Source organism: Erythrobacter sp., assembly GCF_040217515.1.
Classification (GTDB): Bacteria; Pseudomonadota; Alphaproteobacteria; order Sphingomonadales; family Sphingomonadaceae; genus Erythrobacter.
Genome location: NZ_JAVJPT010000007.1, coordinates 106,256 through 131,497, shown reverse-complemented (window position 1 = coordinate 131,497; position 25,242 = coordinate 106,256). Strand labels below are relative to the sequence as shown.

At 70.3% G+C, this 25,242-nt stretch carries 25 protein-coding genes; 24 read left to right on the top strand and 1 reads right to left on the bottom strand.

All coding sequences use genetic code 11. The features are described from left to right. Positions 1–2: 2 nt before the first annotated feature. The 7 genes from RIB52_RS09040 (at position 3) to RIB52_RS09010 (ending at position 8,075) form a co-directional block, all read left to right on the top strand. On the top strand, positions 3–1,121 hold the full coding sequence (locus tag RIB52_RS09040; protein ID WP_350175096.1) for a flagellar basal body P-ring protein FlgI: 1,119 nt from the start codon (positions 3–5) through the stop codon (positions 1,119–1,121). Beyond that, entirely contained in the window at positions 1,118–1,426 is a 309-nt protein-coding gene (locus RIB52_RS09035) for a rod-binding protein (protein WP_350175095.1), read from the top strand. Before RIB52_RS09040 ends, RIB52_RS09035 begins: the two co-directional genes overlap by 4 nt. Then, the gene (locus RIB52_RS09030) at positions 1,426–2,769 is read left to right on the top strand and encodes a flagellar hook-associated protein FlgK (protein ID WP_350175094.1); all 1,344 of its coding nucleotides are present in this window, start codon (positions 1,426–1,428) and stop codon (positions 2,767–2,769) included. Before RIB52_RS09035 ends, RIB52_RS09030 begins: the two co-directional genes overlap by 1 nt. Positions 2,770–2,784: 15 nt before the next feature. Further along, complete coding sequence (flgL, locus tag RIB52_RS09025; RefSeq protein ID WP_350175093.1) at positions 2,785–3,702, top strand: flagellar hook-associated protein FlgL; 918 nt, start codon at positions 2,785–2,787, stop codon at positions 3,700–3,702. A 35-nt stretch (positions 3,703–3,737) separates the two neighbouring features. After that, complete coding sequence (motA, locus tag RIB52_RS09020; RefSeq protein ID WP_350175092.1) at positions 3,738–4,601, top strand: flagellar motor stator protein MotA; 864 nt, start codon at positions 3,738–3,740, stop codon at positions 4,599–4,601. A 4-nt stretch (positions 4,602–4,605) separates the two neighbouring features. Continuing rightward, positions 4,606–5,511, top strand: a complete 906-nt coding sequence (locus tag RIB52_RS09015; protein ID WP_350175091.1) for a flagellar motor protein MotB — start codon at positions 4,606–4,608, stop codon at positions 5,509–5,511. Positions 5,512–5,606: 95 nt separating this feature from the next. Continuing rightward, positions 5,607–8,075 carry an HAD family hydrolase gene (locus RIB52_RS09010; RefSeq protein WP_350175089.1) on the top strand — a complete coding sequence of 823 codons (2,469 nt, stop codon included), beginning with the start codon at positions 5,607–5,609 and terminating at the stop codon, positions 8,073–8,075. Positions 8,076–8,193: 118 nt separating this feature from the next. Here the strand turns inward: RIB52_RS09010 and RIB52_RS09005 are convergent, their stop codons facing one another. Further along, positions 8,194–9,012 carry a flagellin N-terminal helical domain-containing protein gene (locus RIB52_RS09005; RefSeq protein ID WP_350175087.1) on the bottom strand — a complete coding sequence of 273 codons (819 nt, stop codon included), beginning with the start codon at positions 9,010–9,012 and terminating at the stop codon, positions 8,194–8,196. 336 nt (positions 9,013–9,348) lie between these two features. Between RIB52_RS09005 and RIB52_RS09000 the strand changes: the two genes are divergently transcribed. The 17 genes from RIB52_RS09000 to fliD all read left to right on the top strand — a co-directional run bounded on the left by RIB52_RS09000 (position 9,349) and on the right by fliD (position 25,241). Further along, complete coding sequence (locus tag RIB52_RS09000; protein ID WP_350175085.1) at positions 9,349–10,794, top strand: sigma-54 interaction domain-containing protein; 1,446 nt, start codon at positions 9,349–9,351, stop codon at positions 10,792–10,794. Then, positions 10,791–11,198, top strand: coding sequence for a flagellar hook-basal body complex protein FliE (gene fliE, locus RIB52_RS08995; RefSeq protein WP_350175084.1), 408 nt, complete (start codon positions 10,791–10,793; stop codon positions 11,196–11,198). Before RIB52_RS09000 ends, fliE begins: the two co-directional genes overlap by 4 nt. Positions 11,199–11,201: 3 nt before the next feature. After that, complete coding sequence (gene fliF / locus RIB52_RS08990; RefSeq protein ID WP_350175082.1) at positions 11,202–12,914, top strand: flagellar basal-body MS-ring/collar protein FliF; 1,713 nt, start codon at positions 11,202–11,204, stop codon at positions 12,912–12,914. Then, a complete protein-coding gene (locus tag RIB52_RS08985) occupies positions 12,911–13,972 on the top strand; it encodes a flagellar motor switch protein FliG (protein ID WP_350175080.1) in 1,062 nt (353 codons plus the stop codon). The genes fliF and RIB52_RS08985 overlap by 4 nt, the downstream gene beginning before the upstream one ends. After that, on the top strand, positions 13,956–14,576 hold the full coding sequence (locus tag RIB52_RS08980) for a FliH/SctL family protein (RefSeq protein WP_350175078.1): 621 nt from the start codon (positions 13,956–13,958) through the stop codon (positions 14,574–14,576). The genes RIB52_RS08985 and RIB52_RS08980 overlap by 17 nt, the downstream gene beginning before the upstream one ends. 41 nt (positions 14,577–14,617) lie before the next feature. Then, positions 14,618–15,985, top strand: coding sequence for a FliI/YscN family ATPase (locus RIB52_RS08975; RefSeq protein ID WP_350175076.1), 1,368 nt, complete (start codon positions 14,618–14,620; stop codon positions 15,983–15,985). Then, on the top strand, positions 15,982–16,422 hold the full coding sequence (locus RIB52_RS08970; protein ID WP_350175074.1) for a hypothetical protein: 441 nt from the start codon (positions 15,982–15,984) through the stop codon (positions 16,420–16,422). The genes RIB52_RS08975 and RIB52_RS08970 overlap by 4 nt, the downstream gene beginning before the upstream one ends. A 1,358-nt stretch (positions 16,423–17,780) precedes the next feature. Further along, positions 17,781–18,467 carry a hypothetical protein gene (locus RIB52_RS08965; protein ID WP_350175072.1) on the top strand — a complete coding sequence of 229 codons (687 nt, stop codon included), beginning with the start codon at positions 17,781–17,783 and terminating at the stop codon, positions 18,465–18,467. Positions 18,468–18,501: 34 nt separating this feature from the next. After that, positions 18,502–19,080 (top strand): flagellar basal body-associated FliL family protein, encoded by a 579-nt coding sequence (locus tag RIB52_RS08960; RefSeq protein ID WP_350175070.1) that lies wholly within the window; start codon positions 18,502–18,504, stop codon positions 19,078–19,080. A 2-nt stretch (positions 19,081–19,082) separates the two neighbouring features. Beyond that, positions 19,083–20,060, top strand: a complete 978-nt coding sequence (locus RIB52_RS08955) for a FliM/FliN family flagellar motor switch protein (RefSeq protein ID WP_350175302.1) — start codon at positions 19,083–19,085, stop codon at positions 20,058–20,060. Then, on the top strand, positions 20,057–20,428 hold the full coding sequence (locus tag RIB52_RS08950) for a FliM/FliN family flagellar motor switch protein (protein ID WP_350175068.1): 372 nt from the start codon (positions 20,057–20,059) through the stop codon (positions 20,426–20,428). The genes RIB52_RS08955 and RIB52_RS08950 overlap by 4 nt, the downstream gene beginning before the upstream one ends. Then, positions 20,425–20,727 carry a flagellar biosynthetic protein FliO gene (locus RIB52_RS08945; protein WP_350175066.1) on the top strand — a complete coding sequence of 101 codons (303 nt, stop codon included), beginning with the start codon at positions 20,425–20,427 and terminating at the stop codon, positions 20,725–20,727. Before RIB52_RS08950 ends, RIB52_RS08945 begins: the two co-directional genes overlap by 4 nt. Continuing rightward, positions 20,727–21,551, top strand: a complete 825-nt coding sequence (gene fliP, locus RIB52_RS08940) for a flagellar type III secretion system pore protein FliP (protein ID WP_350175301.1) — start codon at positions 20,727–20,729, stop codon at positions 21,549–21,551. Before RIB52_RS08945 ends, fliP begins: the two co-directional genes overlap by 1 nt. Positions 21,552–21,557: 6 nt before the next feature. Further along, positions 21,558–21,830, top strand: a complete 273-nt coding sequence (locus RIB52_RS08935) for a flagellar biosynthetic protein FliQ (RefSeq protein WP_350175064.1) — start codon at positions 21,558–21,560, stop codon at positions 21,828–21,830. 13 nt (positions 21,831–21,843) lie between these two features. Continuing rightward, positions 21,844–22,638: a flagellar biosynthetic protein FliR gene (locus tag RIB52_RS08930; protein ID WP_350175062.1), complete on the top strand. Its 795-nt coding sequence runs from the start codon at positions 21,844–21,846 to the stop codon at positions 22,636–22,638. After that, on the top strand, positions 22,635–23,786 hold the full coding sequence (locus tag RIB52_RS08925; protein WP_350175060.1) for an EscU/YscU/HrcU family type III secretion system export apparatus switch protein: 1,152 nt from the start codon (positions 22,635–22,637) through the stop codon (positions 23,784–23,786). The genes RIB52_RS08930 and RIB52_RS08925 overlap by 4 nt, the downstream gene beginning before the upstream one ends. Positions 23,787–23,816: 30 nt before the next feature. Then, entirely contained in the window at positions 23,817–25,241 is a 1,425-nt protein-coding gene (gene fliD / locus RIB52_RS08920) for a flagellar filament capping protein FliD (RefSeq protein WP_350175058.1), read from the top strand. Position 25,242: the final 1 nt, after the last annotated feature.

Below are 25,242 nucleotides of genomic sequence, written 5' to 3'. Positions count from 1 at the left end.
CCATGACAGTGTTCCAACGCCGCCTGTGGATCGCGCTCGCCGCGCTGGTTGCGGCGCTCTTCGCGCTTGCCCCCGAGCCCGCACAGGCCGAGCGGATCCGCGATCTCGGCCAGTTCGAGGGGCTGCGCGCGAACCAGCTCACCGGATACGGGGTCGTCGTCGGCCTGCAGGGCACGGGCGACGATAATCTCGCCTATGTGACAGAGGCGATGCGCGGCGTGTCCGGACGGCTCGGCCTGCAATTGCCGCCGGGCGTCTCGCCCAACCTGCGCAATGCCGCCGCGGTCATCGTCACGGCCGAATTGCCGCCCTTTGCCAAGCCCGGCCAGCGGATCGACATCACCGTGTCAACGCTCGGACAGGCCCGCGACCTGCGCGGCGGGGCGCTGGTGCTCACCCCGCTTTATGGCGCCGACGGGGCGATCTATGCGATGGCGCAGGGCAATGTCGCGGTCGGCGGGCTGGGCGTGTCGGCGCGCGACGGATCGCAGTTGACCGTCAATGTCGCCACGGTGGGCCGGATCGCCGACGGGGCGACGGTCGAACGCGCGGTGGCGACCGGGTTCGACGCTCGCGATACGCTACGCTTCAACCTCCACGATGCCGATTTCCTCACCGCCGCGCGGGTGCGCGACGCGATCAATGCGCGTTTTCCCGGCATGGCCGAAATCGCCGACGGGGTGAGCATCGAGCTGGCCCTGCCATCGGGCAACGACACGCGCGCCGCGCTGCTGGCCGAGATCGAGATGCTCACTGTCACGCCCGCCCCCGTCGCGGCGCGGGTGATCGTCAATTCGCGCACCGGCACGGTGGTGATCAACCAGGCGGTGCGGCTCGCGCCCGCAGCGATCAGCCACGGCAAGCTCGTCATCCGCATCGACGAGGCCCCGCGCGTGGTCCAGCCCGAGCCCTTCGGCAATGGCGAGACCGCGGTGGAACAGGACAGCGAAATCTCGGTGACGCAGGAATCGGACCGCGTCGCACTGATGCCGGGCGCCGCCTCGCTCTCGGAAATCGTCGATGCGCTCAACCTGCTCGGCGTGGGCGCGGCCGACCTCGTCGTCATTCTCGAAAGCCTCAAGCAGGCGGGATCGCTCCAGGCCGAAATGGTGGTGCTGTGATCGGTCCCCTCGTGCCTCCCGCGCGCCCCGCGTCCGGCGCGAGCGAGACGCTGTCGCCCGAACGCCGCGAGCTGCGCGAGGCCGCCGAGGGCTTCGAGGCGATCATGGTGCGCCGCATGCTGGCGAGCGCGCGCGCGTCGAGCTTTGCCGAGGACACGCCGCTCACCGGCGGGGGTATGAAGCAATTCACCGCCATGCGCGACGAACACCTCGCCGAAATCGTCGCGGGCTCGGGCGCCCTCGGGTTCGCCCGGAGCATCGAGGAACAGCTTGCGCAACATCTTCAGGGCAGTGGTGAGACGTAATGCCCAGCGCGCTCATCAATATCGGCCGGACCGGCGCCGCGGCGGCGCGGGCGAGCATCGAGCTCACCGCGCAGAACATCGCCAATGCGTCCAATCCCGATTACGCCCGTCGCTCGCTGACCCAGTCCGAGCTGGTCGGCAGTGCGACAATCGGCGTGAACTCGGCCGATTCGCTGGGCGGGGTGCGGCTGGGCGGGATCCAGCGGGTCGATTCGGTGCTGGTCCAGCGCCAGGCGCGCGAAAGCGCAGCCGACCTTGCCCGCAGCTCGGCCGAGCTCGACGGGCTGGGCCTTGCCGAGACCGCGCTCGAGGAATCGGGCCTCTACAACGCGCTGGTCGATTACGAGGCGGCGCTGGTCAGCCTCGAAAGCGATCCGCTGGACCCGGCGCTGCGCACGGTGGTTCTCGAAACCACGCGCCAGCTCGCGGATACGTTCCGGTTCGCCGACAGCGCGCTCGGCAATGCGCGGCGGCTTACCCAGGCCGAGGTCGAGGCGGGCGTGGAGAATGTCCGCGGCCTTGCCGAGGAGCTGGGCCGCATCAATCGCGAACTGACCGCCGCGCGCGAGGGGTCCGCCGGGCAGGCCTCGCTGCTCGATGCGCGCGATGCGACGCTGCGCCAGATCAGCGAGGAATTCGGCATCGTCACCCGTTTCGACGACAAGGGCGCGGTCGAAGTGCGGCTTTCCGCCTCTCCCAGCCCGCTGCTGGTCGACGAGGAGGGCAATTTCAGCACCCTGTCCGCCGACGCGCAGCCCGACGGTTCCTATCGCTTCCGTTTCGATGCCGTCGTTTTCGAGCCCGATACCGGGGCGATGGCCGGACGGCAGGCGGCGCTGGTCGAACAGGCGCGCCAGCAGGACGCGATCGACCGCATTGCGCAGGACGTCATCGCCGGCGGCAATGCGGCGCAGGGTTCCGGGGTAGCCCCCGACGGGACCCCCGGCCAGCCGCTGTTTTCGGGCACGCGGGCGGGCGATATCGCGATCGCCCTGGGCCGCGGATCGCAGCTTGCAATCGCAGGGGCGGGATCGGGCGCGGGCAGCCGCGACACCGCCGCTCTGCAGGGGCTGATCGCCGCGACCGGGGCGGAGACCGGGCCGGTCGCCGCATTCGACGAGACCCTGCTCGCCCTGTCGAGCCGGACCGCGGGCCTTTCCACCACGCGCGAGGGGCTGTCGATCATCGCCTCGGCCGCCGAGGCCGAATTGCTCACCGAAACCGGGGTCGATCTCGACGCCGAGGCGGCCAGTCTCGTCCGCCTGCAGCAGGCCTTCGAAGCGAACAGCCGGGTGATCCGCGTGGCGAGCGAGATCTTCGACACGATTCTCGCGCTCGATTGACGGGGGAGGCAGGCAATGAGTTTCGTCAGCAATTCCACCGGCGCCTTCTTCCAGCGCTCGCTCGGCCAGATGGGAACCCTGCGCGAAAGCCTGGAGCGGCTGCAGCAGCAGATCGCCACCGGCGAGCGGATCTCGCGCGGGTCGCAGGACCCCGCCGCCGCCGCCCGGCTGCGCGCGCTCGAACGGCGCGAGCGGCTCGCCGCGGTCGAGGAGGACAACGCGACCAAGCTGGCGCAGGACCTCGGCTCGGGCGCGATGCAGCTGGCGGGCGTGACCGCGATCCTGCAGCGCGCGCGCGAGCTGGCGGTGCAGGCGGCGAACGACACGACCGGCCCGGAAGGCCGGGCGATCATCGCGCAGGAACTGGCGCAGATGGAGGAGGAGCTGTTCACCCGTGCCAATGGCGTGACCCTGACGGGCGAGCCGTTGTTCGCCGGAACCGCCTCCGGCCCCGCCTTCGCCCGCGATGCAAGCGGGGCGGTGAGCTATGCGGGCAACACCGACGAGGGCACGGTCTCCATCGCGCCGGGAACCGATATCGCGCGCGGGCTCGACGGGCGGCAGGTGTTCGAATTCGAGCTTGGCGGCGCGCCCACCAGCACCTTCGCCGTGCTGGGCGCGCTGGTCGATGCGATGGATGGCGGATCGAGCGACCCGGCGGGCGCGGCGCGATCCGCGATCGCGCGGCTCGATCAAGCGCTCGCCGCCACGACGCGGGGGCAGACCGTGCTCGGCACCCGGCTCGCCTGGGTCGAGACGGTGCGCGCCGACCAGGTGGAGCAGGGTATCCTGCGCGCCGCGCAGGCCTCCGAAGCCGGCGACACCGATCTCGGCGAAGCGATCGCGCGGCTCCAGCAGACGCTCACCGCCCTCGAGGCGAGCCAGCAGAGCTTCACCCGGGTGAGTTCGCTCACCCTCTTCAACGCGCTGTGATCCCCGGCGCACGGCCCGAAGGAAGGTAGGCATAGATGTTCGCCGCGATCGGACTTGTCGTCCTTATTGCCATGGTGTTCGGCGGGTTCGTCCTGGCCGGCGGCTCGATCGGGCCGATCATCGCCGCGCTGCCGCTCGAATTCATGATGATCGGCGGGGCGGCTCTGGGCGCGATCCTGATCGGCAATTCGATGCACGAAATCAAGCTGCTGGGCGGCGGGCTCGGCACGGTGTTCAAGGGCCCGCGCTATTCGCACCAGGACCATCTCGACGCGATCGCGCTGACGAGCAAGCTGATGAAGCTGATGCGATCCGAAGGCGCGGTCGGGCTCGAAAGCCACGTCACCGATCCGGAAAGCTCGACCCTGTTCGGCGAATATCCCAAGCTGCAGAAGGACAAGGTCGTGCGCGACCTGATCTGCGACCCGCTGACGCTGATGGTGGTGTCCTCCGGCACGCTCGAGACGCACGCGGTCGAGGAAGTGATCGACAACGCGATCAAGACCCAGCTGCACGAAATGGAAGAACCCACGCACACGATCCAGTCGCTCGCCGATGCCTTTCCCGCGCTCGGCATCGTCGCCGCCGTGCTGGGCGTCATCAAGACGATGGGGGCGATCAACGAACCCCCCGAAGTGCTCGGCAAGATGATCGGCGGGGCGTTGGTCGGCACCTTCCTCGGCGTGCTGCTCGCCTATGGCATGACCGGCCCGATGGCGAGCCGGCTGAAACAGATCAACGCCCACGACCAGCAGCTCTACCATTCGATCAAGCAGGTCATCATCGGCAGCCTGCACGGCCATCCGCAGCCGCTTGTGCTGGAGGCGGCGCGTTCGGGTCTTCCGCCCGCGCACCGGCCCAAGCTGACCGATCTCATGGACATGATGCGGGGTCGATAGCGCCATGGCCGAAGCCGATTCGAAAATCGCGGGCGAAGCGCCCGCCCCGATCATCGTCAAGAAGATCACGATCGAGGAGGCCGGCCATCACGGCGGGGCGTGGAAAGTCGCCTATGCCGATTTCGTCACCGCGATGATGGCCTTCTTCCTGCTGCTCTGGCTGCTCGGCGCGACCGAAGAGGACCAGCGCAAGGGGATCGCCGATTATTTCACCCCGACGCTCGTCAAGATGCGCCAGAAAAGCGCGGGGGCGGACGGGATGCTGGGCGGCTCGTCGATAACCGATGTCGATGCCTATCCCAACGCCATGGGCCAGACCGGCACACGCGCCATCACCGTGCCGCGCGGCGTGACCGGCGGACCGGTCGAAGGCGGCGGGCGCGGCGAACTCGAAGCCGAGGAGCTGCGCGAACTGCGCGAGGAGATCGATGACAAGCTCGCCAGGAAGCGTGAATTGCAGCATCTCGCGCGGCAGGTGCGGGTCATGCGCGCGCCCGAAGGTATCCGCATCGACCTGTTCGACGATGCCGATTTTTCGATGTTCACGCTGGGTACGACGATCCTGACGGCGGAGGCGGAGGGACTGCTCGGCGTCATCGGCGAGACGCTGGCCGATCAGGGCGCGCCGGTGATCCTGCGCGGCCACACCGATTCGCTGCCCTGGCGGCCGGGAGTGCCGGCGAACAACTGGTCGCTTTCGGCCGGCCGCGCCGAGGCGACCCGGCAGGAACTGATCCGCTCCGGCATCCCGCCTGACCGCTTCGCCCGGATCGAGGGCGTTGCAGACCGCGAACCGTTGATCGAGGACGATCCGACCGACCCGCGCAATCGCCGCATCTCGCTGCTGCTGCTCGATCTCAATGCGCGCGGGGTCCGCCGCGAACGGCCCGATCCCGGCGCGTTCGACTAGCACCGCCCTAGGGGGTTTTGCGCAGGCCTGCGCGAGGATTGGCGCAAGCATGTCCGTTTAGCCCTGCTTTACGCCTCACGCGATGGAGCCGCCCGATGACACCCAGCCCGACCGACACGATCCTGCCCGCCGACCTGCCCCGCGCGCTCGAGCGTGTGGGAGGGGCCTTCGAGGTGCTTTCGCTCGACTGTTTCGACACGCTGCTGTGGCGCGATTGCCATGCGCCCGGCGATGTCTTCGCCGCGCTCGGTGCGCTCAATCCGGGCCAGCGCGTGGCGGCGGAGGCCAATGCCCGCAAATTCGCCCGCACGCTGCGGCGGCGGGGGGAGGTGAGCTTTGCCGAGATCTACGACCAGGCGATGCCGAATGCCTCGCTCGAAGAGGTGACCGAGGCGATCGGCAAGGAATTGGAGGCCGAGGCGCGTACCTGTTTCGCTTTCGCGCCCACAGTCGAACTGATGCGCGCGGCGAAGGCGCGCGGGATGCGCATTGCGATAACGTCAGACACCTATCTCACCGCCGAGCAGCTAGCGCGGTTGATCGAACGCTCCGCCGGGGCCGAGGTCGCGGGGCTGGTCGACCGTGTGTTCACGTCCTGCGATGCCGGCATTTCCAAGCACGAAGGCCTGCTCGCGCGGGTGGTCAAGAAGATGAAATGCCGCCCCTCCACGATGCTTCATGTCGGCGACAATCGCGCCGCCGACCTCGATGGCGCGCGCGCTCTCGGAATTCCGGCGCTTCACCTCGTCCAGTTTTCCGAGACTGCGCGCCAGCGTCTCCGGCTCGAACGCGCGAGCCTCGCACTGCTCGGCCCGCGCGCGGGGGAGGTCGATGGGCTCCAGCCGCACCGCGCGCTGCTGGCCGCGCACGAACCGGCAATCGCCGATCCCGCCCAGGCGCTCGGTTTCTCGGTGCTCGGCCCGGTTTTCCACGCCTATGATGCCTGGCTGCGCGAGGAAGCGGCGGCGCTTGCCGGGGAACGCGGCGGGCGCGTCCACTGGCTGTTCATGCTGCGCGACGGGCACCTGCCGCATCTCGTCCATCGTGCCGGCGGCGAGGCGGCCAGCACGGCGCGGGTCGAGATCAGCCGCTTTGCCGCGGTCGCCGCTTCGCTCACCTCCGACGAGGCGCAAGACCGCCATCTCGGGATCGAATTCGGGCTCAATCCCTCGACCCTCGCGCGGCAGATGCTGATGAGCGAGGAAGAGATCGAACGGGTCGTCGGTCGGCCCGAGAGCGAGCGCGAACTGGCCGAGGCCAGCCATTCGCTGCGCGACGAACTGCGATCGGGCAAACGCCGCAAGATCACCCGGCGCCGTGCCCGCGCGCTTGCGCACAGGCTGATCGAGCATGTCCGCGCAGCTTGCGACCCGCAGCCGGGCGACACCTTGATGCTGGTCGATCTCGGCTATAACGGATCGGCCCAGAACGGCATCGATGCGCTGCTTGCCCAAGCTTTCGACTGCCATGTCGCCGGGCGCTACCTGCTTGTGCGCGAGATGCACGATAGCGGGCTCGACAAGAGGGGGCTGGTCGATGCGTCCCATTTCGACCCGCAATTCCTCGAGGCGCTGTGCGGCAATGTCGCGGTGCTCGAACAGCTGGCGACCTGCGAGCTGGGCTCGGTCGTCGATTACACGCCCGATGGCGAGCCGTTGCGCCGCGAAAGCGCGGTCAAGGGGCGCCAGTCGCAGGTGCGCGAGGCAGTGCAGGAAGGCTGCGTGCGCTTCGCCCGTGCTGCGCTCGCCCCACCGGTAATCCGCCAGCGCGACGAGCACGCAGCGCGCGGCTGGCGCGAGGGCGCAGCGCATGCGCTGGCCCGTTTCATGTTCCTGCCCCAGCCCCACGAACTCGAGGTCGTCGCCAGCTTCGAACACGACGTCAATCTCGGCAGCGAGCGGATGGTCACGCTGTTCGACACGGCCCTCGCCCGCGAGGGAATGCGCCGGCGCGGCCTGTTCTACATGAAGGGATCGGAGCGCATGTTCCTGCCCGCCGAACTCGCCGGCGAAACCATCGAGACGCGGCTTGCGCTGATGGTGCAGAACATGCGCGGGCTGGGCGTGACCTATGCCGACAGCGTGGGCGAGGGCATCGAACTGGAAGCGATCCATTTCGATGCGCGTGACGCGAGCGCGCAGCGCATCGCGGCCCGGGCCACGCATGGCGGCTTCCATGTCGCGCGCCTGCCGCTCAAGGCTGACGGGCAGGGTATCGCTCTCGTTATCGGCGGACGGATCGAACTGGTCGAGATCGGTTCGATCACGCGCGCGCCCATTGCGAGCCTGCGCGGCACGCAATCGGACGCGCCGCCGGAGCCGCAGGAGGCGCTGTTCGATCGGATGCGCGAGATCGCGCCGCGCCTTCTCGAATGCCTGGACCGCGAAGCCGCCATCGTGATCCCCCCGCGGACCGATGGCGCGCGGCAGGACCATGGGCAGCAGGGGATGATGATCGAGATCGTCTTCCGCCCGCTGCGCCTGGCCGGTGAGGAAACGCCGGCGCTGGGTGCGGCGGTAAAAGATGGGGCGCAGGGCCGGGCGAGCAACGACGCTGCGGCGTAAGCCCTTCCGGCAAATTCGTTCCTGAACACGCATTTCTTCCCCGCAGCACGAAGGCCCGGGACCTTTCGGTCCCGGGCCCTGCTGCCACCCGCGGGCGACGCCTGCGTGCTTCGGGCGCTTACCTGAGCAGCGAGAGCACGTTCTGTTGCGACTGGTTCGCCTGGGCGAGCATCGCGGTCGAGGCCTGTCCCAGGATCTGCGCCTTGGCGAGCGCGGTGGTCTCCTGCGAATAGTCGGCATCCTCGATCCGCGACCTTGCGTCGGAGAAGTTGTTCGCGGTCGCCGACAATTCGTTGATCGCCGATTCGAGCCGGTTCACCCCCGCACCGAGCGAGGAGCGCGTGGTGTTGATGTCGCTCAGCGCGGCATCGACATTGGTCACCGCAGTGCCCGCGTTCGTGGCCGACGTCACGTCGAGGTTGGCAGCGCCGAGGTTGGTGCCGTCGATCGCGGTGCTTGTCAGCTCGACGCTGCGGCCCGCGTCGAGCTGGATATTGACGGTCACGTCCGATCCGCTGGTGGTGCTGAACAGCGAAACGCCGTTGAATTCGGTGCTCGAGAGAACGTCGTCGATCTGCGCGGCGAGTTCCTCGACCTCGGTGTCGAGGAAGCCGCGGTCTTCCGAGTCGAGCGTGCCGTTCTGCGACTGGATCGCCAGTTCGCGCACACGCTGGAGCATGTTGGTCACCTGCTCGAGCGCCCCTTCGCCGGTCTGGGCGAGCGCGATCCCGTCATTGGCGTTGCGAATGCCCTGGTTCAACGCGCGGATGTCCGAGGTGAAGCCCGTCGCGATCGAAAGGCCCGCCGCGTCGTCGGATGCGGCGTTGATCCGGCGACCGGTCGACAGGCGCTCCATCGCGGTCGACAGCATTTCGTTGGCTTCCATGCTCGCATTCGCGGCGCGCAGGGCGGAAATGTTGGTATTGATGACAGACATAGATGAAAACTCCCGTTGGTCGTGCAGCGTGGTCGGCTGCGTGGTCGCGGGCGATTTCCGCCTGCGAGATCGGCAGCCAGGTCGGCAGCGCGCTCGGCCCCGATTGCCGATGGCGTGGGGGCCGGACCATCGCTGCTGGGGCTAAGAGCGACCGCACAAGGGGAAGTTTAAGGGCGCCCTGCAAGCGCCGGGCCCGGCAGCGGGTGCGGGGCGGGTGTCGGGCCGGACGATTGCAGGAGGCCGTCACGGCACGCGGCTAAGGGGTCCTACGGGGGCTTAAATTTGCTTCATCTTGGACGGGCTCCCGGCAAATCCTTTCCGGCCGAAAGGATAATCATGACTGCACCTTATCTCGACGACCCCCGCGCCGGAGCCTCTGCCGGCAAACCCGCGCCCCGCGCTGCGGCATCCCTTGCCGAGCGGGCACCGGGCATGCCTTGCGTTCCCGGCGCGCCGCACCGCCGCGTCGCGGGGTTCGAGCGGGTCTGCGAACGCCATGGCGCGCTGCTCGAGGCGACCTTGCCGCTGCTCGGGCGCGACTGGCAACAGGGCCGGATCGTGCTGGGCGAGGACGGTCGTTTTGCCTGCCCGCCGGGCGGCCGCCGCGCGGACATGGTCGAGATCGACCTCGCCCACGGCTCCCCGCCCGCGCTGGCCGCGCTGTCCGAAACCCGCGTCGCCCTGTCCTACGACCCCGCCGCGCCCGAGGCGGCGCGCCCCGCCATGCTCGCCGCCGCCGCGCGCGGGGGCTGGCCGGTCGCGGGCGACGAGGCGAGCCTTGCGCTGCTCACCCTTGCCGAGCGCATTGCGTCGAGCGACATTCCCGTCCTGCTCGAAGGGCCGACCGGGACCGGCAAGGAAGTGCTCGCGCGCTTCGTCCACAATCGCTCGTCCCGCGCCGCCGGGCCGTTCGTCGCGGTCAATTGCGCCGCCATGCCCGAGGCCATGCTCGAGGGCCTGCTGTTCGGCCACCGCAAGGGGGCCTTCACCGGCGCGGGCGAAGCGCGTGAGGGCCTGTTCCGCGCCGCAGACGGGGGCACGCTGCTGCTCGACGAGATCGGCGAATTGCCGCTCGCCCTGCAGGCCAAGCTGCTGCGCGCGCTGCAGGAAGGCGAGGTCCTGCCGCTCGGCGCGACGCAGCCGGTGCGCGTCGACGTGCGGATCGTCGCCGCGACCAATCGCGACCTCGCCGCCGAAGCCGCCGCCGGGCGCTTCCGCGAGGACCTGCTCTACCGGCTCAACGTCTTTCCGCTCGGCCTTGCTCCCCTGCGCGAAAGGCGCGGGGACATCGGCCCGCTCGCTTTCGCCATGTTGCTGCGCCACGCCCCCGGAAGGGCGGGGCGCGCGGGGGGAGGCCCGGCCTGGATCGAGGCCGAGGCGCTCGCCCTGCTCGAAACCCATGGCTGGCCGGGCAATGTGCGCGAGCTGGAAAACGTCATTCGCCGCGCCTTCCTGCTCGCCGGGGAGGCCCATGCCATCGCCGCCGAACACATCGTGTTCGACCGCGCGGTGCGCGCGGTTGTCGCGGGCAGCGCAGAGCCCGGCACGGCCGGGAATCCGGAGGCGGGATCGCCGCCCGGCCCGGCCCATGCATCCGATGCCCGATCGTTGTCGCAGGTCGCGTTCGAATCCGAGGCGCGCGCGATCCTCGCCGCGCTGGACAGCCATGGCGGCCACCGCGCCCGCACCGCGGCGAGCCTCGGCATTTCCGAGCGCACCCTGCGCTACAGGCTCGCCTCGATGCGCGAATCCGGCCTGCTGGCGGCAGGGGGTGAAGCATGAGCACGATCGGTCCCGGCTCTCCTCCCTCCCGAGGGGCACCCGGTGCGCTGGCCGATGTGCTGGCCCTGCGGCGCGAAGTGCTCGAACGCAGCGAGGCGCTGCGCGAGGTGCGCGAGGCGAGCGGCGCGGGTGCGGCCTCCTCCGCGCCGGAAAAGACGCCCGGCACCCCCGCCTCGCCGCCGGCCGCAGGCTTTGCCGAGACGCTCGGCAATGCGCTGGACGAGGTCAGCGCGGCCCAGCGACGCTCGGGCGAAATGCAGGCCGCCTATGAACGCGGCGAGGTGACCGATGTCGCCAAGGTGATGCTGGCGCGGCAGGAATCCGGCATCGCCTTCGAAGCCACGCTGCAGGTGCGCAACAAGCTGCTTTCCGCCTACCAGGAAATCATGCGGATGGGGAGCTGATAGATGGCCGATGCCGATCCGTCCCCCGCACCGGGCGCGGGGCTTCCCGCCATGTCCGACGCACGCCTGACTCCGCTGGGCGAAGGCGGCCCGGTGCAGGGTTCCGGGCTGCAGGACCGCCTGCGCGCCTTTTTCGACCAGCCCGCCATGCGCCGCGCGATGCCTGCGATCGTCGGCCTCGGCTCGCTCCTGCTGCTGGGCGCGCTTTATCTCGCCCTTGCCGAGCCGCCGCGCCGCCTGCTGTTTTCCGATCTCGGCGACCTCGAACGCGGGCAGGTGGTCGAGGCGCTCGCCGCGGGCGGGATCGATTACCGCGTGGACCCGCAGACCGGCGCGATCAGCGTCGCCGACAGCGATTACTATGCCGCCTCCTCGCTGGTCGCGAGCAATGGCGCGCTGCCCGCGCCGCAGGGGGCGAACGAGATGCTCGATGCGATCCCGCTCGGATCCTCGCGCACGCTGGAGGGCGAACGCCTTCGGCTTGCGCGGGAACGCGAGCTGATGCTGACGATCAAGGAGATCCACGGCATTTCCGGCGTGCGCGTCCACCTCGCCACGCCCGAACGCTCGGTCTTCGTGCGCGAGAACGATGCGCCCAGTGCCTCGGTGATGCTGACGCTGGCGACCGGGCGCAGCCTGTCGCGCGCGCAGGTCGATGCGATCGTCAATCTCGTCGCCGGATCGGTCCCCGGCATGAGCCCGGATGCGGTGCGCGTCGTCGACCAGAACGGGCGGCTGCTCTCCGCCCCTGAAAGCGAGGACCATGACGCGCTCGCCCTGCAACGCGAGTTCGAGGCCAAGCTGCGCGAACAGGTTTCGAGCCTGCTCGCCCCGCTCCTGGGGGCGGGTAATTTCTCGAGCCAGGTGCAGGTCGAACTCGACCATTCCGAGGTGACCTCCGCGCGCGAAAGCTATGACGACGAAGGCGTCGTCCGTTCCGAAAGCGAACGCAGCGCGACGCGCAGCCGGGGCGCTAAGGTAGGCGGCGTGCCCGGGGTCGATGCGAACACCCCGCCACCGGATGCCGAACTGGTCGACGGCCCGCCGCAGCCCGCCGAAGCCGCCGCCGATGCCGGAGCCGCCCCCGTCCCGACCGACACCGTCCCGACCGACACCGAAAGCGCCGTGCAGCGCAATTACGAACTCGGCCGCGAGGTCGCCGTCACCAGCGTGCGCCCCGGCGCGCTGCGCAAGCTCTCGGTCGCGGTCGCCGTCAGCAACGAGGCGCTCGTCGCCGCCGCGCCGATGACAGCAGAGCAGCTGGAATCGCTGGTTGCCGCCGCAGTCGGGGCGGATCAGGCGCGGGGCGACAGGGTTGCGGTGGTGGTCGGCGGCTTCGAGAGCATCGAGACGCCCGAGCCGCAATTGTGGGAGCAGCCCTGGTTCATGCCCGCCCTGCGCTATGGTACGGCGCTTGTCGCCGTGCTGCTCGCGGCGCTGTTCATCGTCCGCCCGCTGATGAAGCGCGCCCGCACTGCGGGCGAGGACAAGGGCACCGGCCAAGACGCGGACGAGGCCGTCGCCATTTCCGCGCCCTCCCCCGCCGGGGACGCGGGCGCGGAGGAGGACCATGCCGACCTGCCAGACCAGGTCCGCCTCGCCCGCCAGCTCGCCTCGAGCCGTCCCGAGCGCGCCGTCGCCGCGCTCCAGCGCATGCTCGAGGCCCCGCCCGAGGGCGCTGAGGGCGGCGCGAGCGGGGAGGCGCGCGCGACATGAGCGAGTCCGAAGAGGCAACAGGCGAAGCGGGCGAGGACACCGGTGGAGCCGCCGGTGAAACACGCCCGCCGCTCAGCCGGATCGACCGCGCGGCGGTGTTCCTGATGCTGCTCGGCGACGAGGAGGCGGCGGGCCTGCTCGCGCGGCTCGACCCGGACGAATTGCAAGTGCTTGGCGAAGCCATGCTGGCGCTGGGCGAAATCGATCGCAATCGCATGGCCGAGGCGATCGATGACTTCGTCGCCGAAGCGGATCGCGAGATCATCCCCGCGCGCGGCCGCGAAGACCAGGTCCGCAGCCTGATCCACGGCGCGCTCGACCCGGCACGCGCGGAAAGCATGATGCACCGGATCGAGCCCGAGGCACGCCCGCGCATGGTCGAACTCGCGCGCTGGCTCGCCCCGCCGATCCTCGTGCGGCTGGTCGAGGATGAACATCCGCAGGTGATCGCCGCGCTGCTGCTGCTGCTCGATCCCGATCCGGCGGCCGAAGTTCTTTCCGGCCTGCCCGAGTCGGTCCAGGCGGCGGTGGTCGAGCGGGTCGCGCGGATCGGCCCGGTCTCCGCATCGGCGGTGACGATGATCGACGACCTGCTCCAGCAGCGGATCGGGGCAAGCTTCGGCGCGGCCGCGCTGACCATGGGCGGCCCGCGCGAGGCGGCCGACCTCATCAACCGCGCCGCGGGCGAGCTCAAGAACCTCGTCCTGCCCGCGATCGCCCGGCGCGACGAGGGCCTTGCGGGGCGGATCGAGGAGGAGCTGTTCACTTTCGAAATGCTGCTCGACCTCGACCGCCAGGCGATGAGCCGCCTCTTGCGCGATGTCGACAACGAGGCGCTGGTCGATGCGCTCAAGGGGCTCAAGGAATATCAGCGCGCGCCCTTCTTCGCCTGCATGTCGAGCCGCGCGGCGGACGGCATACGCGACGAGATCGACTTGCGCGGGCGGCTGTCGCGCGCCGATGTCGAGGCCGCGCAGCGCAAGATCGTCGAGGTTGCGCGCGGGCTCGCCGATGCGGGCGAGATCGTGATCGGGGGCGACGATGGCGAATTCGTCTGACTGGATCGCCGCGCTCGGCGAAGAGGCCGCGGCGCGGGAGCCCGCGGGCTGGGTCGCGGCGCTCGATGCGCGCGCCGATTTCCGCCCCGGCGCGCCCTTCGCCGCCCGGCCCGCGCCGCCGCCCGGACCTTCGCCACAAGAGGAACTCGCCGCTGCACTCGCCGCCGCGCGGGCCGAGGGCGAAGCCGCAGGGCGCGCCGCAGCAAGGGCCGAAAGCGAGGCGGGCGAGGAACACCGCCGCGCGCTCAGGCTCGCCTTTCGCAGCCTCGATGCGGCGGCGATGGACGCGCTCTGCGCCGATCTTGCCGAAACCGTGATTGCGCTGTGCGAAGAGGCGATTGGCGGCTGGACTCCCGATTCCGAAGGGCTCGCCGAACGCTGCCGCGAGGCCGCGCGGCGTCTCGGCGGCGCGCCCGGCGCTTTCGCGCTGCACCTCAACCCAGCCGATATCGAGGCGCTTGGCCCGGAGGATCTCGAAGGCTGGCGGATCGAGCCCGATCCCGCGCTCGAACGCGGCGCGCTCCGGCTCGAAGGGGCGGACGGCACGCTTGCCGACGGGCCGGAGCAATGGCGCCGCGCGATAGCGGAGGCGGTTCGTGGCTGACGGGCCATGGTTGGCGGGGCACGGGTGAAGGGAAGCAGCGCATGATCGCCGAATTTCAGCTCGAACTCGCCCGGCTGCGCCGCGCAAGCCCTGCGCGCGGGCCGGTCCTGACCGGCCGTGTCGTCGCCTGCGACGGCGGACTGGTCGAAGTCGCCGGCCTGCCGCTACCGGTCGGCTCGCTGGGAGCGATCGCGAGCGGGGCGGGGGAGGAATGTCTCGCCGAGGTGATCGGCTTTCGCGCAGGGCATTCGCTGATGATGCTGCTCGGCGATACTGTCCTGCTGCGCCCCGACGCACCCGTCAGGGCCTGCGGCGCACCCGGCAGGGTCCGGGTCGGCGAGGCGTTGCTGGGGCGCGCGGTGGACGCGCTGGGCCGCCCGATCGATGGTGGCCCCCTGCCCGCATGCAGCGACCTGCGCCCGCTTGCCGGGCGGCGCGAAGGCGCGCTCGAACGCGCGCGTGTGAGCGAGAGTTTCGATTGTGGGGTGCGCGCGATCAACGCGCTAGCGACCATGGGCGTGGGCCAGCGCCTGGGCGTGATCGCCGGTTCGGGCGTCGGCAAGTCGGTGCTGATCGACCGGATGGCCGCGAGCGCGGTGGCCGATGTCACCGTGGTCGCGCTGATCGGCGAGCGCGCGCGCGAGGTGTCCGATTTCGTCGCCCGCCACATGGCCGGCGCCCGGCGGGGCCGGATGGTGGTGGTCGCCGTTCCCGCCGACCATGCGCCGAACCTGCGCCTGCGCGCGGCCCAATATGCGAGCGCGATCGCCGAACATTTCCGCGAGCGGGGCAAGCGTGTCCTGCTCGTGCTCGACAGTCTCACCCGGGTCGCCCACGCCGCGCGCGAGCTGGCGCTGGTGCTGGGCGAGCCGGGCGCGGCGCGGGGCTATCCGCCGAGCGCGCTCGCGGCGGTCACGAAGCTGGTCGAGCGGGCGGGCAATTCGGCGCGCACGGGCGGGGCCGTGACGGGGCTCTACACCGTTCTCGCGGATGGCGACGATGCGAGTGACCCGGTGGTCGACACGGCGCGCGCGATCCTCGACGGGCATGTCGTGCTTTCGCGCGATCTCGCCCAGCGTGGCCATTTTCCCGCGATCGACGTGCCCGCCTCGCTGAGCCGGGTGATGGACGCGGTCGCGCCCGAACCGGTCCTGCGGGCCGCGCGGAGTGTCCGCAGGCTGGTCGCCGCGCGCGAGGACAATCGCGACCTCGTCATGATGGGGGCCTATCGCGCCGGTTCCGACCCGCAGCTCGACGCGGCGCTCGCCGCTTCGGAGGCGATTGACGGCTTCCTGCAGCAGGAGCGCGAGGAGGTGGCGGGTCTTGCCGAAAGCTTCGCCGCGCTGGAAGCGCTGGCCACCGGGATCGAGCCTGCGGCGGCGGCAGCAGCGGCGCGGGAGGCTCCATGAGCGCGCGCGACAAGCGCCGCCTCGCCCTCATCGGGCGGCAGCTGATGATCGCCCGGATCGCCCGCCGCGAGGCGCTCGGTGCGCTCGCCGATGCGCTGGCCGAGGAACGGCGCAGCCGCGACCTCGCGCAGCGCAGCCGGGGCCTTGCCGCTTCCTATGCCGGGCGACGTGGCGCGGGCGAAGGGGACGAGGTCGCGGGAAGGATGCGCTTTGCCGGGGCGCTCTCCCGGCTCGCCGACGATGCCGGGACCGGCGGCGCGCAAGCCGCGCGCGAGGCCGAGGAGCAGGCGCGCGCTCTGGCCGGGACGGAACGGCGTATCGAGCGCCTTGAAACACGCGAGGCCGAAGCGAGCCGAGCGCTGGCCGCAGCGCGCGAGCGACGCTTGGGCGAAGCGCAGGGCGCGCTGGCACGCAAGTTGCAGCGCCGCTTGCCGTAAGCCGCCCCCGCCACGCGCGGCCATTGCCCGATCTTTTACCTACGAGGAAACGCCCCATGCTGCCAGCCCTTTTCCAGCCCCCCGGCGAAAGCCCGGCCCGCGCGACCGGCCCCTTGCCCGATGGCATGGCGCTCGGGGGGCTCTTGGGAGAAGTAACGGGCGCCGGCCTGCCTCCAGGTTTCGCCCCACCCGCAGTGTCGAAGCCGGAGGGGGCCGGGTTTTCCGATGCGCTCGATGCCTCGCATCTCGCCCTTGCGCGCGGGCTCGCCCCGCCCGACGCGGCTGGAGCGCGAACCGGCTTGTCCGCAGGTCTGCCGCCCGAGGCACGCGCCGGTGATAGCTTGTGGAGGGGTCCTTCCGGTGTATCGGGCGACGGCGGCTTCGCCCCGGCAGGGACGGTCGAACCCCATTTCGCGCGCGGATTGCCGGGCGCATCGCAAGCCGGTCGTTGGCAAGCCCGACCCCCGCAACCCGCCCGCCCTGATGCTCAACCTGCGCTGTCCGGCGGTGGGGACTTGCCGGAAACCGGCGAACTTTTGCCGGTCAGGGGCCACATCACGGCGCAAGGCGGGCCCGCAATGGATAATCCGCAAATCGGCGCGGCGGTTCGGCAGGAAGCGCGGCGCGATGATCCCGGCATGCGGGACGCGCCGCCCGAGCAACCGCAAGGCGAAAGCCTTGCCGTGAGCGAACCATCGCCCGCTTCGTCGCCGGGAAGCCTGTCCGGACCGGCGCAGCCCCCGGCGGGCGAAGGGAGGGAGCGCCTATCCCTTTTGCACATTGCGGTCTCCCCGGGCCCCGACGCTTCGCCGCTGCGCGCCTCGCTTTCAGCCGGATCGCCCCCGCGCGGCCCTGGAACGGGATTCCAGCGCCGCCCCGATGCGCCGGGCGGCCTGTCGGGATCGGAGGCAGGCCCGACAGGCCGGGAGGCTGCTCTCGCGCGGCCGGATCGTCCAGCCCCGATGCGTCAGGAGCGGGCGGGTCGGGGGACGCCGCCAGAGGGTGGAGCGCTTCATAAGGCTCGCGCCCCGGCAGATGCGCCGTCCCCGGACATTTCGCGATCGGCCCTCGTCCACGCAGGTCGCGCCGTGCTCTCGGCCACGCCGCCTCCCGCACCCGCCCCAAGGGCTTCCACGTCACGCGGCCACGGCCCCGGGCCCGGCGATGCCCCCGGAAACGATACGACTGCCCCGCGCGCAACCGGCGATCCTGTGGCCAAATTCGCGCTGCCGGACCTGCCTGCAGCGCGATCGGTCGAGCCCCTGCCCGCTTCCGCCGATGCGCCGAAACCGCCGCTCACAGGCCCCTCGGCGGGTACCCCTGCCGCAGCCGACAGCGCGGCTTCCGCCGCCCCCGCGATGAGCGCACCCGCACCGTCTCCTGCGCCTCCGGTTCCAGCCGAGCCGCGCTTCGATGCCCGTGTCGATCCACGCATTGCCGGGCAGGTCGAGGCGGCTGCCGACCAGCTCGCCGGCACGCGCGAGGGCCAGCGCAACCTGCGTCCCGAAGTAACCCTGCGCCATGGCGAATTCGGCCTGGTCAATATGCGCCTCGAGGCAAGCGGCGAGGACTTGCGCGCGACGCTGAGTGCCCGCGACCCCGGTTTCGTCCCGGCGGTCCGGCACGCCCTGGCAGAGCGCGGCGCGGCGTCCGCCTCCGACTGGGCGACACAGGCTGGGCTGGCGCCGACCCAGCGCATTTCCGAGCCGGGCGGCTCGTCCGGTGTCGGCATGCCGGGGGGCGGGGCTCAGGCGCAGGCAGGGGGAAGCGGCGCGGGGCAGGGCTCGGGCCAGCAGCAGGGTCAACAGCACGGCCAGGGCCAGCAGCAGGGCCAGCCGGGACCTTATGAAGAGCCGCGCTACGGATCTTCCCCTGGGTCGGGCCAAGGATCGCCTCAACCATATCTCGCGCACACCGAAGGCGAGGGGCGCGATGCCCCGCCGCAGGGGGACGACGCTTCGAAAACCCGCCCTGCAAGCCGTTCCGCATCGGGCCCCGTGCCCGGGACGGCGAGCACCGGGCGCGATCGGGGCGTTTACGCCTGACCGGCGGCTTGACGCAGACAGGAGCTGAGCTTCGATGGCCAAGGGCAAGGACAAGGGCGAGGGCGACAAGCCCAAGGGCGGCGTGATGAAACTGGCGCTGGGCGGTGTCGCGCTCATCGCGGTCGGCGCCGGCGGGGCCTATGGCGCCTTTGCTGCGGGCCTGATCGGCGGCGACAAGGGCCAGGGCCCCGACGTGCCCAAGCTGGTGGCCAAGGGCGAGAGCGATCCCTACGCCCCAAAGGACGGCAAGGGCAAGGATTCGGGGCCCGTAGTCTATGGCGAAGGCGGCAGCGAGTACCGCACCGCCTATTACGCCTTCGAGGACAGCTTCACGTCCAACCTCGCCGATTCGCCCGCGCTGATCCAGGTCGAACTCGCCGTCTCGACGCGGCGCGACGGGCGGGTGCTGCAATGGGTCGAGAACCACGAGCTCGCCATCCGTTCCGCGATCCTCGTCCAGCTCGCCGCGACCCCTGAAGCCGATGTTTATGCCGTCGAGGGCAAGCGCAAACTCGCCCGGCGCCTGACTGAAGCGATCAACGGCGTGCTCGAGGATACCGAGGGTTTCGGCGGGATCGAGAACGTCCATTTCAAGGGATTCCTCGTCCAGTGAACATGATGCCCTCCTTTTCCCCCGCGCCGGTCCAGCCCGATGCCCGCGCGCGCCATTGCGACGAACTGGTGCGGCGCGGCCCGCGGCCGGAGGAACGCGCCGAACTGGTCGCCGCCTGGCGACTCGACTGTTCGCGCCTGCTCGCGCGCGAACTCGCCGCACTGCTGCCGGGCGACCGGCTGGCGGTGACGCTTGGCGAGCCCGAATTGCTGCGCGGATCGGAACTCATCGCGCGGATCGGTCCGTTCGCGGCGAACAGCCTGCTGCGCTGCGGCGACCCGGAGCGTACGGCGCTGCTTTCCTTTGACGGCGCCACCGCTCTCGCGCTGACCGACCGCTCCTTCGGCGGGGATGGCGAGGTCGATCGCGATGCCCCGCTGCCCGAGCAATTGCCGCGCTCGGCCGCGCTCCTGATCGACCGGGTCGCCGGGATCGCCGCGCGAGCGCTGGCGCTCGGGGCGAACGACTACTCGTCCGACAGCCGGGTCGAGGGTTCGGGCGATGGGGCCGATGCCGGTGTCGTCATGCGCAGCGAAAGCGCGGCCCGCCTCAAGGCCTTCGCGCCCGACGCGCCCTGCGTTGCGGTCAAGCTTACGCTCGCCAACCGGCAGGGGCGGGAATGGGAGGCGGTTCTCGGCTTTGCCGAGCGGGTCTTCGACGCACTCCTGCCCGGCGCGGGTGCGCGCGTCCCCGCGCGGCGGCGCGCGGCGGCTCCCGCCAGCGGCGAAGAGGCCCCGTTCGCCGCGCTCCCGCTTCCGCTCGAGGGCGTGCTGGCCGAATTCGAGCTCTCGCTCGCGCGGCTCGAGCGGCTGGCCCCGGGTGAGACCATTGCGCTCGCCGTGCCGCGCGAACTGCCGCTGCGGATAGGGGAGCGAGTGATCGGCTGGGGCCGGCTCGGGACGGTCGGCGAAAGCATGGCGCTCCGCCTTACCCGGCTGAACGCGCGGCCGGCATCGGCAGAGGAAGGATCACGAACATGAATGCCTACAATCCCGCGATCGCCCGGTTCGGTGATGTCAGCGTCCGCCTCTCGGTCGAACTCGGCCGCACCGAGATGAGCCTGCGCGAAGTGCTTGCCCTCGGCGAGGGCAGCGTCGTGGCGCTCAACCGGATGACCGACGAATTGCTCGACGTGACCGCCAACGGCCAAGTGATCGCGCGCGGCGAGGTGGTGGCCGAGGACGGGCGCTTCGCCCTGCGCATCGTTAGCCTCGCGGGGGAGGAGAGCGAGGGCCTCCCTCCCGCCAGCGCATCGGGCGGGGCCGGGGATATGGGCGCGAGCGGGGCCGTGACGGGAGCGGAGATGACCGGCGCAGACCCTGCCTCCAGGCCGGAGCCGGGCGCATGATGGGCGAATATCTCCTGCGGCTAGCCCTCCTGCTGCCGCTGCTGGGCGCGCTCATCTGGGGCAGCCTGCGCCTGACGCGCGCGCTCCAGGGCCGGTTGCTCGGTATTGGCGGCGGCGCGGGCCGGGGCGGGCGCGCGCTGCGCCTCGTCGAAACGAGCCTCGTCGCGCCGGGAATGCGGCTTGCCGTGGTGCGGTTCCATGACCGCGAAATCCTGATCGGGGCCTCGCGCAGCGGGCTGGTGCGGCTCGGCGAGGCGCAGGCAAGGCCCGAATTCGCGCCGGAAGGGGGCGCGCCGTGATGCGCGGGCGGTTCCTCCTGTGCGGCGCATGGGCGATGCTGGGCGCAGCTTTCGTCCTGATGGCCGATCCCGTGCTGGCCGCCGTGCCCGCACCCGCGCTTCCTTCCGTGACCGAAAGCCCCGGCATAGGCGGGGCGATCGAGCGCGCGCTGGGGGCGGGCGGCAGCGAGACGGTGGACGGCGCGGCCGATGACAGCCCCCTGAGCGTCTCGCTCCAGCTGCTGCTGGTGATGAGCCTGCTCACCATCCTGCCCGCGCTGGTCCTGATGATGACGAGCTTCCTGCGCATCCTCATCGTGCTCTCGATCCTGCGCCAGGCGCTGGGCCTGCAGGGGTCCCCGCCGACGCAGGTGCTGGTGGGGCTTGCCCTCTTCCTCTCGCTGTTCGTCATGGCCCCGACGCTCGACATCGTGAACGCGGATGCGATCGCTCCCTATGCCGCCGGGACTCTCACCGCCGATGCCGCCATTGCCAGCGCAGGCGAGGCATTCCACGGCTTCATGCTGCGCCAGACGCGCGAGACGAATCTCGTCATGTTCACCGATCTTGCCGGAGGCGGCGGCTTTGCGGGGGCTGAGGAGATCCCCTTCTCGATCCTGCTGCCCGCCTTCGTCACCAGCGAGCTTGAGACCGCGTTCCAGATCGGCTTCATGCTGTTCCTGCCCTTCCTCGTGATCGATCTCGTCGTTGCGTCGGTGCTGATGAGCCTGGGCATGATGATGCTCTCGCCGACGATCATCTCGCTGCCGTTCAAGCTGCTTTTGTTCGTGCTGGTCGATGGCTGGGCGCTCTTGATGGGCAGTCTCGCGATGAGCTTCGGATAGCCGGCCATGCAGGAAGAAGCGCATCTCCTCTCGCTGGCCGACCGGACCTTGTGGGTCACAGCGCTGATCGTCGCACCGGTGCTGCTTTCGGCGCTGCTGGTGGGGCTGCTGGTCGGGATCATCCAGGCGGCCACCTCGGTCAACGAGCAGACGCTCACCTTCGTCCCGAAACTGGCCGTGGTGGCGGTCGTGTTCGTGGTGCTCGGCGGGACGATGATGGCTTTGCTGGGCGATTTCCTGCGCGAGATTTTCGCCCAGATCGCGCTCGTCGCAGCCTGAGCCGGGGGCCGCGATGAACGTCCTCGATTTCGGGCTGGGCGCGCTGGAGGAAGAGCTCTGGCAGGTCCTTTTCCTGTCGGTGCGCTGCGGCGCCGCGCTGGTCGCTGCGCCGGTCGTCGGCGGGCTGTCCGTCCCGCCGACCTTGCGCGCGCTGCTGGGCGTCGCGCTGGCGGTGTTCGTCGCGAGCTGGATACCCCTGCCCGAGCTCCCCGACATGAACAGTTTCGCCGCGATCCTCGCCGTGGTGCAGGAGGCGCTGATCGGCGCATCGCTCGGTATGGTGCTGCAGATCGCCTTTGCGATACCCCTGATCGCGGCCGAGCAGATTGCAGGCACGATGGGGCTGGCGATCGCGACCTCGATCGACCCGTCGAGCGGGGCGCAGTCGGGCGCGTTGGGCACCTATTTCGGGCTGATCCTCACGCTGCTGTTCTACGCCATCGGCGGGCATTTGCTGTGGTTCGAACTGTTGATCGAAAGCTATCGCCTGCTGCCTGCCGGGACCGCCGGGCTGGGCGAGATGCGCGCGCGCGATGTCGCGCTGTTCATGGGCTATGCTTTCGCCACCGCGGCGGCGATCGCGCTGCCGGTGATTTTCGTGTTGCTGCTGGTCCAGACCGTCACCGGCGTCATCTCCCGCTCGGCGCCCGCGCTCAACCTGTTCGCGCTCGGCCTGCCTTCGGGCGTGCTGGCGGGTATCGCCGCGCTGATCGTGGTCATGCCGATCGTGGTCGAGCAATTCGTCGCGCTTATCGAGGTCGCGCTCGGGCACACGGCGGCGCTGGCCGGGGGAAGCGCACCGGCATGAGCGAAAGCGCCGCCGAAAAGACTCTCGAACCGACCGAGAAGAAGAAGGAAGAGGCCGCCCGGAACGGCGATGTCCTGCGCTCGCGCGAACTCACCACGGCGGTGGGCATGGCGACGGGGGCGGGTGTCCTGGCGCTGACCGCGCCGCTGCTGGCCGATGGGCTGGGACGGGTCGCGATCGCCGCGCTGCATTTCGACCGGGGCAGCCTAGAGGCGTTCCGGCCCGAATTGCTGGCCGGGCTCGCCGCGCGCACCATGCTGCCGCCGATCCTGGCCATCGGGGCGGTGACGATCGTCATCACCATCGCGGTGCAGGTCTTCACCGGGCAAAGCGGGTTCAACCCGGGCGCGCTCGCCTTCAAGGGCGGGCGGATCAATCCGCTCGGCGGCCTGAAACGCATTTTCGGCGCGCAGGGGCTGATCGAACTCGGCAAGAGCCTGCTCAAGCTCGCTTTGCTCGGCTCCATCGCGTGGTTCTGGATCGCGGGCAATCTCGCCCCGGTGCTCGGGCTCGGGCGCGGGAACCTGTCGGCACAGCTGGGCTATGCGCAGGGGGCCGCGGCAGGGCTGGTGGCCATGCTCGTTGGCGGGCTGCTGGCGATTGCGGCAATCGACTATCCGCTGCAGGTCTGGCAGCGCAATCGCCGTCTGCGCATGAGCCACCAGGAAATGCGCGATGAGACCAAGCAGTCCGAAGGCTCGCCCGAAATGAAATCCGCCCGCCGCCAGCGCCAGCGCGACCTGGCGCGCGGCAGCATCGGCACGGCGATGAAGGACGCGCAATTCGTGATCGTCAACCCGATGCATTTCGCGGTCGCGCTTACCTATGACCCGGCGCTCGCCCCGGCACCTGTCGTTCTCGCAAAAGGGCGCGGCGAAACCGCGCTCGCCATGCGCGAGATCGCGGCCGAAGAGGGTCTGCCGGTGCTCGAATATCCCGCGCTCGCCCGTGCGGTCTATTTCACCACCCAGACCCGCCAGATGGTGCGCGAGGAGCTCTACGTCGCGATCGCGGCGCTGGTGGCTTTCGTGATGTCGCTGAAGCGCGGCGAGGCCCCGCGCAGGCCGCGGATCGAGGTGCCCGACGACATGTTGTTCGATGCCGAGGGCAATCCCGGTTTGCGCGGCCCGCGCGCGGGCGGGACTTAATCCCGTGCGCATCGGGTCGTTCTGGCAGGCATGGACAATCCCGGCGCATCCATCCTCTCGGCTCTCGGCGGCGGCAGCGGGGTCAATTTCATCCAGCTTGCCGAAGACCTGTCCGAGGCGACCTATGGCTTTCAGCGAGACCGGTTGCAGAGCCAGGCCGAGGATCTAGAGGCGCGCATTTCGGCCGCCGCGCTGATCCGTTCCTCGCTGTCCGACTTCGCTGCAGCACTGGGCGACCGCATCCGCAGCGGCGACCTCGCTCCGCGCGCGAGCATTGGCAATCCGTCGGTCGCGCGGGTTTCGAGCACGCCGGGCGTCAGCCCTTCGGGCAGTTTCTCGCTCGAGGTGACGCAGCTCGCCGCCGCGCAGACGCTGGTCACGCAAAGCTATTCGAGCGCCGAGGACACCGTCGGCGAAGGCACGCTCACGATCCGCTTCGGCACGGTCGACGGCGCGAGTTTCAGCGAGGATACGACCCGCACCGCGCTCGATATCGCTGTCGGGCCGGACGATACGCTCACCGATCTTGCCGGACGCATCACGTCGCAAAGCGAAGGCGCGCTCACTGCCTATGTCGCGCAAGGCACGGGCGGGGCGCAGCTTGTCATCAAGGGCGAGGAAGGCGCCGCCAACGGCTTCGTGCTCGAACCGGCCAGCGCCGCTTCGCCGCCCGCATCCGTGCCGGGTGACCTCGAATATCTCGCCTGGTCGCCCGCCGGCGATGCGGGCGAGCTGCGCGCGACGGCGCGCAACGCCGAATATGAACTCGACACTGTGGCGCGCTCCAGCGCGTCCAACCGGGTAACGGGCCTGCCGGGGGGGATGACGCTCGATCTCACCGCGACCAATCCGGGCGCGCCGACCACGATTTCCTTTTCGAACGATCCGGGCGCGATCACGTCGGTGATGAGCGATTTTACCGTGGCCCTCAACGATATCGTCGCGCTGCTCGACGAGAATTCGGGCATCGACTCCACCCTCGGCACCGATAGCGGCGCGCGCGAATTGCGCCAGGACCTGCAGGGGCTGACCAATCGCGTGGTGATGCCGAATGCCGCCGCGGGGGAGCCATCGACGCTTGCCGATCTCGGCCTGTCGATCAATCGCGACGGGACCTTCTCGCTGGACACCGCCCGGCTCGCCACAACGTTGGAATCGAATCCCGACGGCGCGGCGGCGATGTTCACGACCGGCGTGTTCGGCGTCTTCGGGACGATGGACAAGCTCGCCCGCGAAACCTCGCTCAGCACCGATCCGACCTCGCTCGGCGGATCGCTCACCCGGTTCGAGCGGCTGGTGGAGCGCAACGAGGAGCGCCTTGCGCGGATCGACGAACAGCAGGCGGCTCTGCGCGACCGGCTGACACGCAGCTTCGTGCGCTCCGAATCCCAGATCGCCGCCTCGCAATCGACGCTGAGCTTCCTGCGCCAGCAATTCGAACTGTCGGGTAACTGAT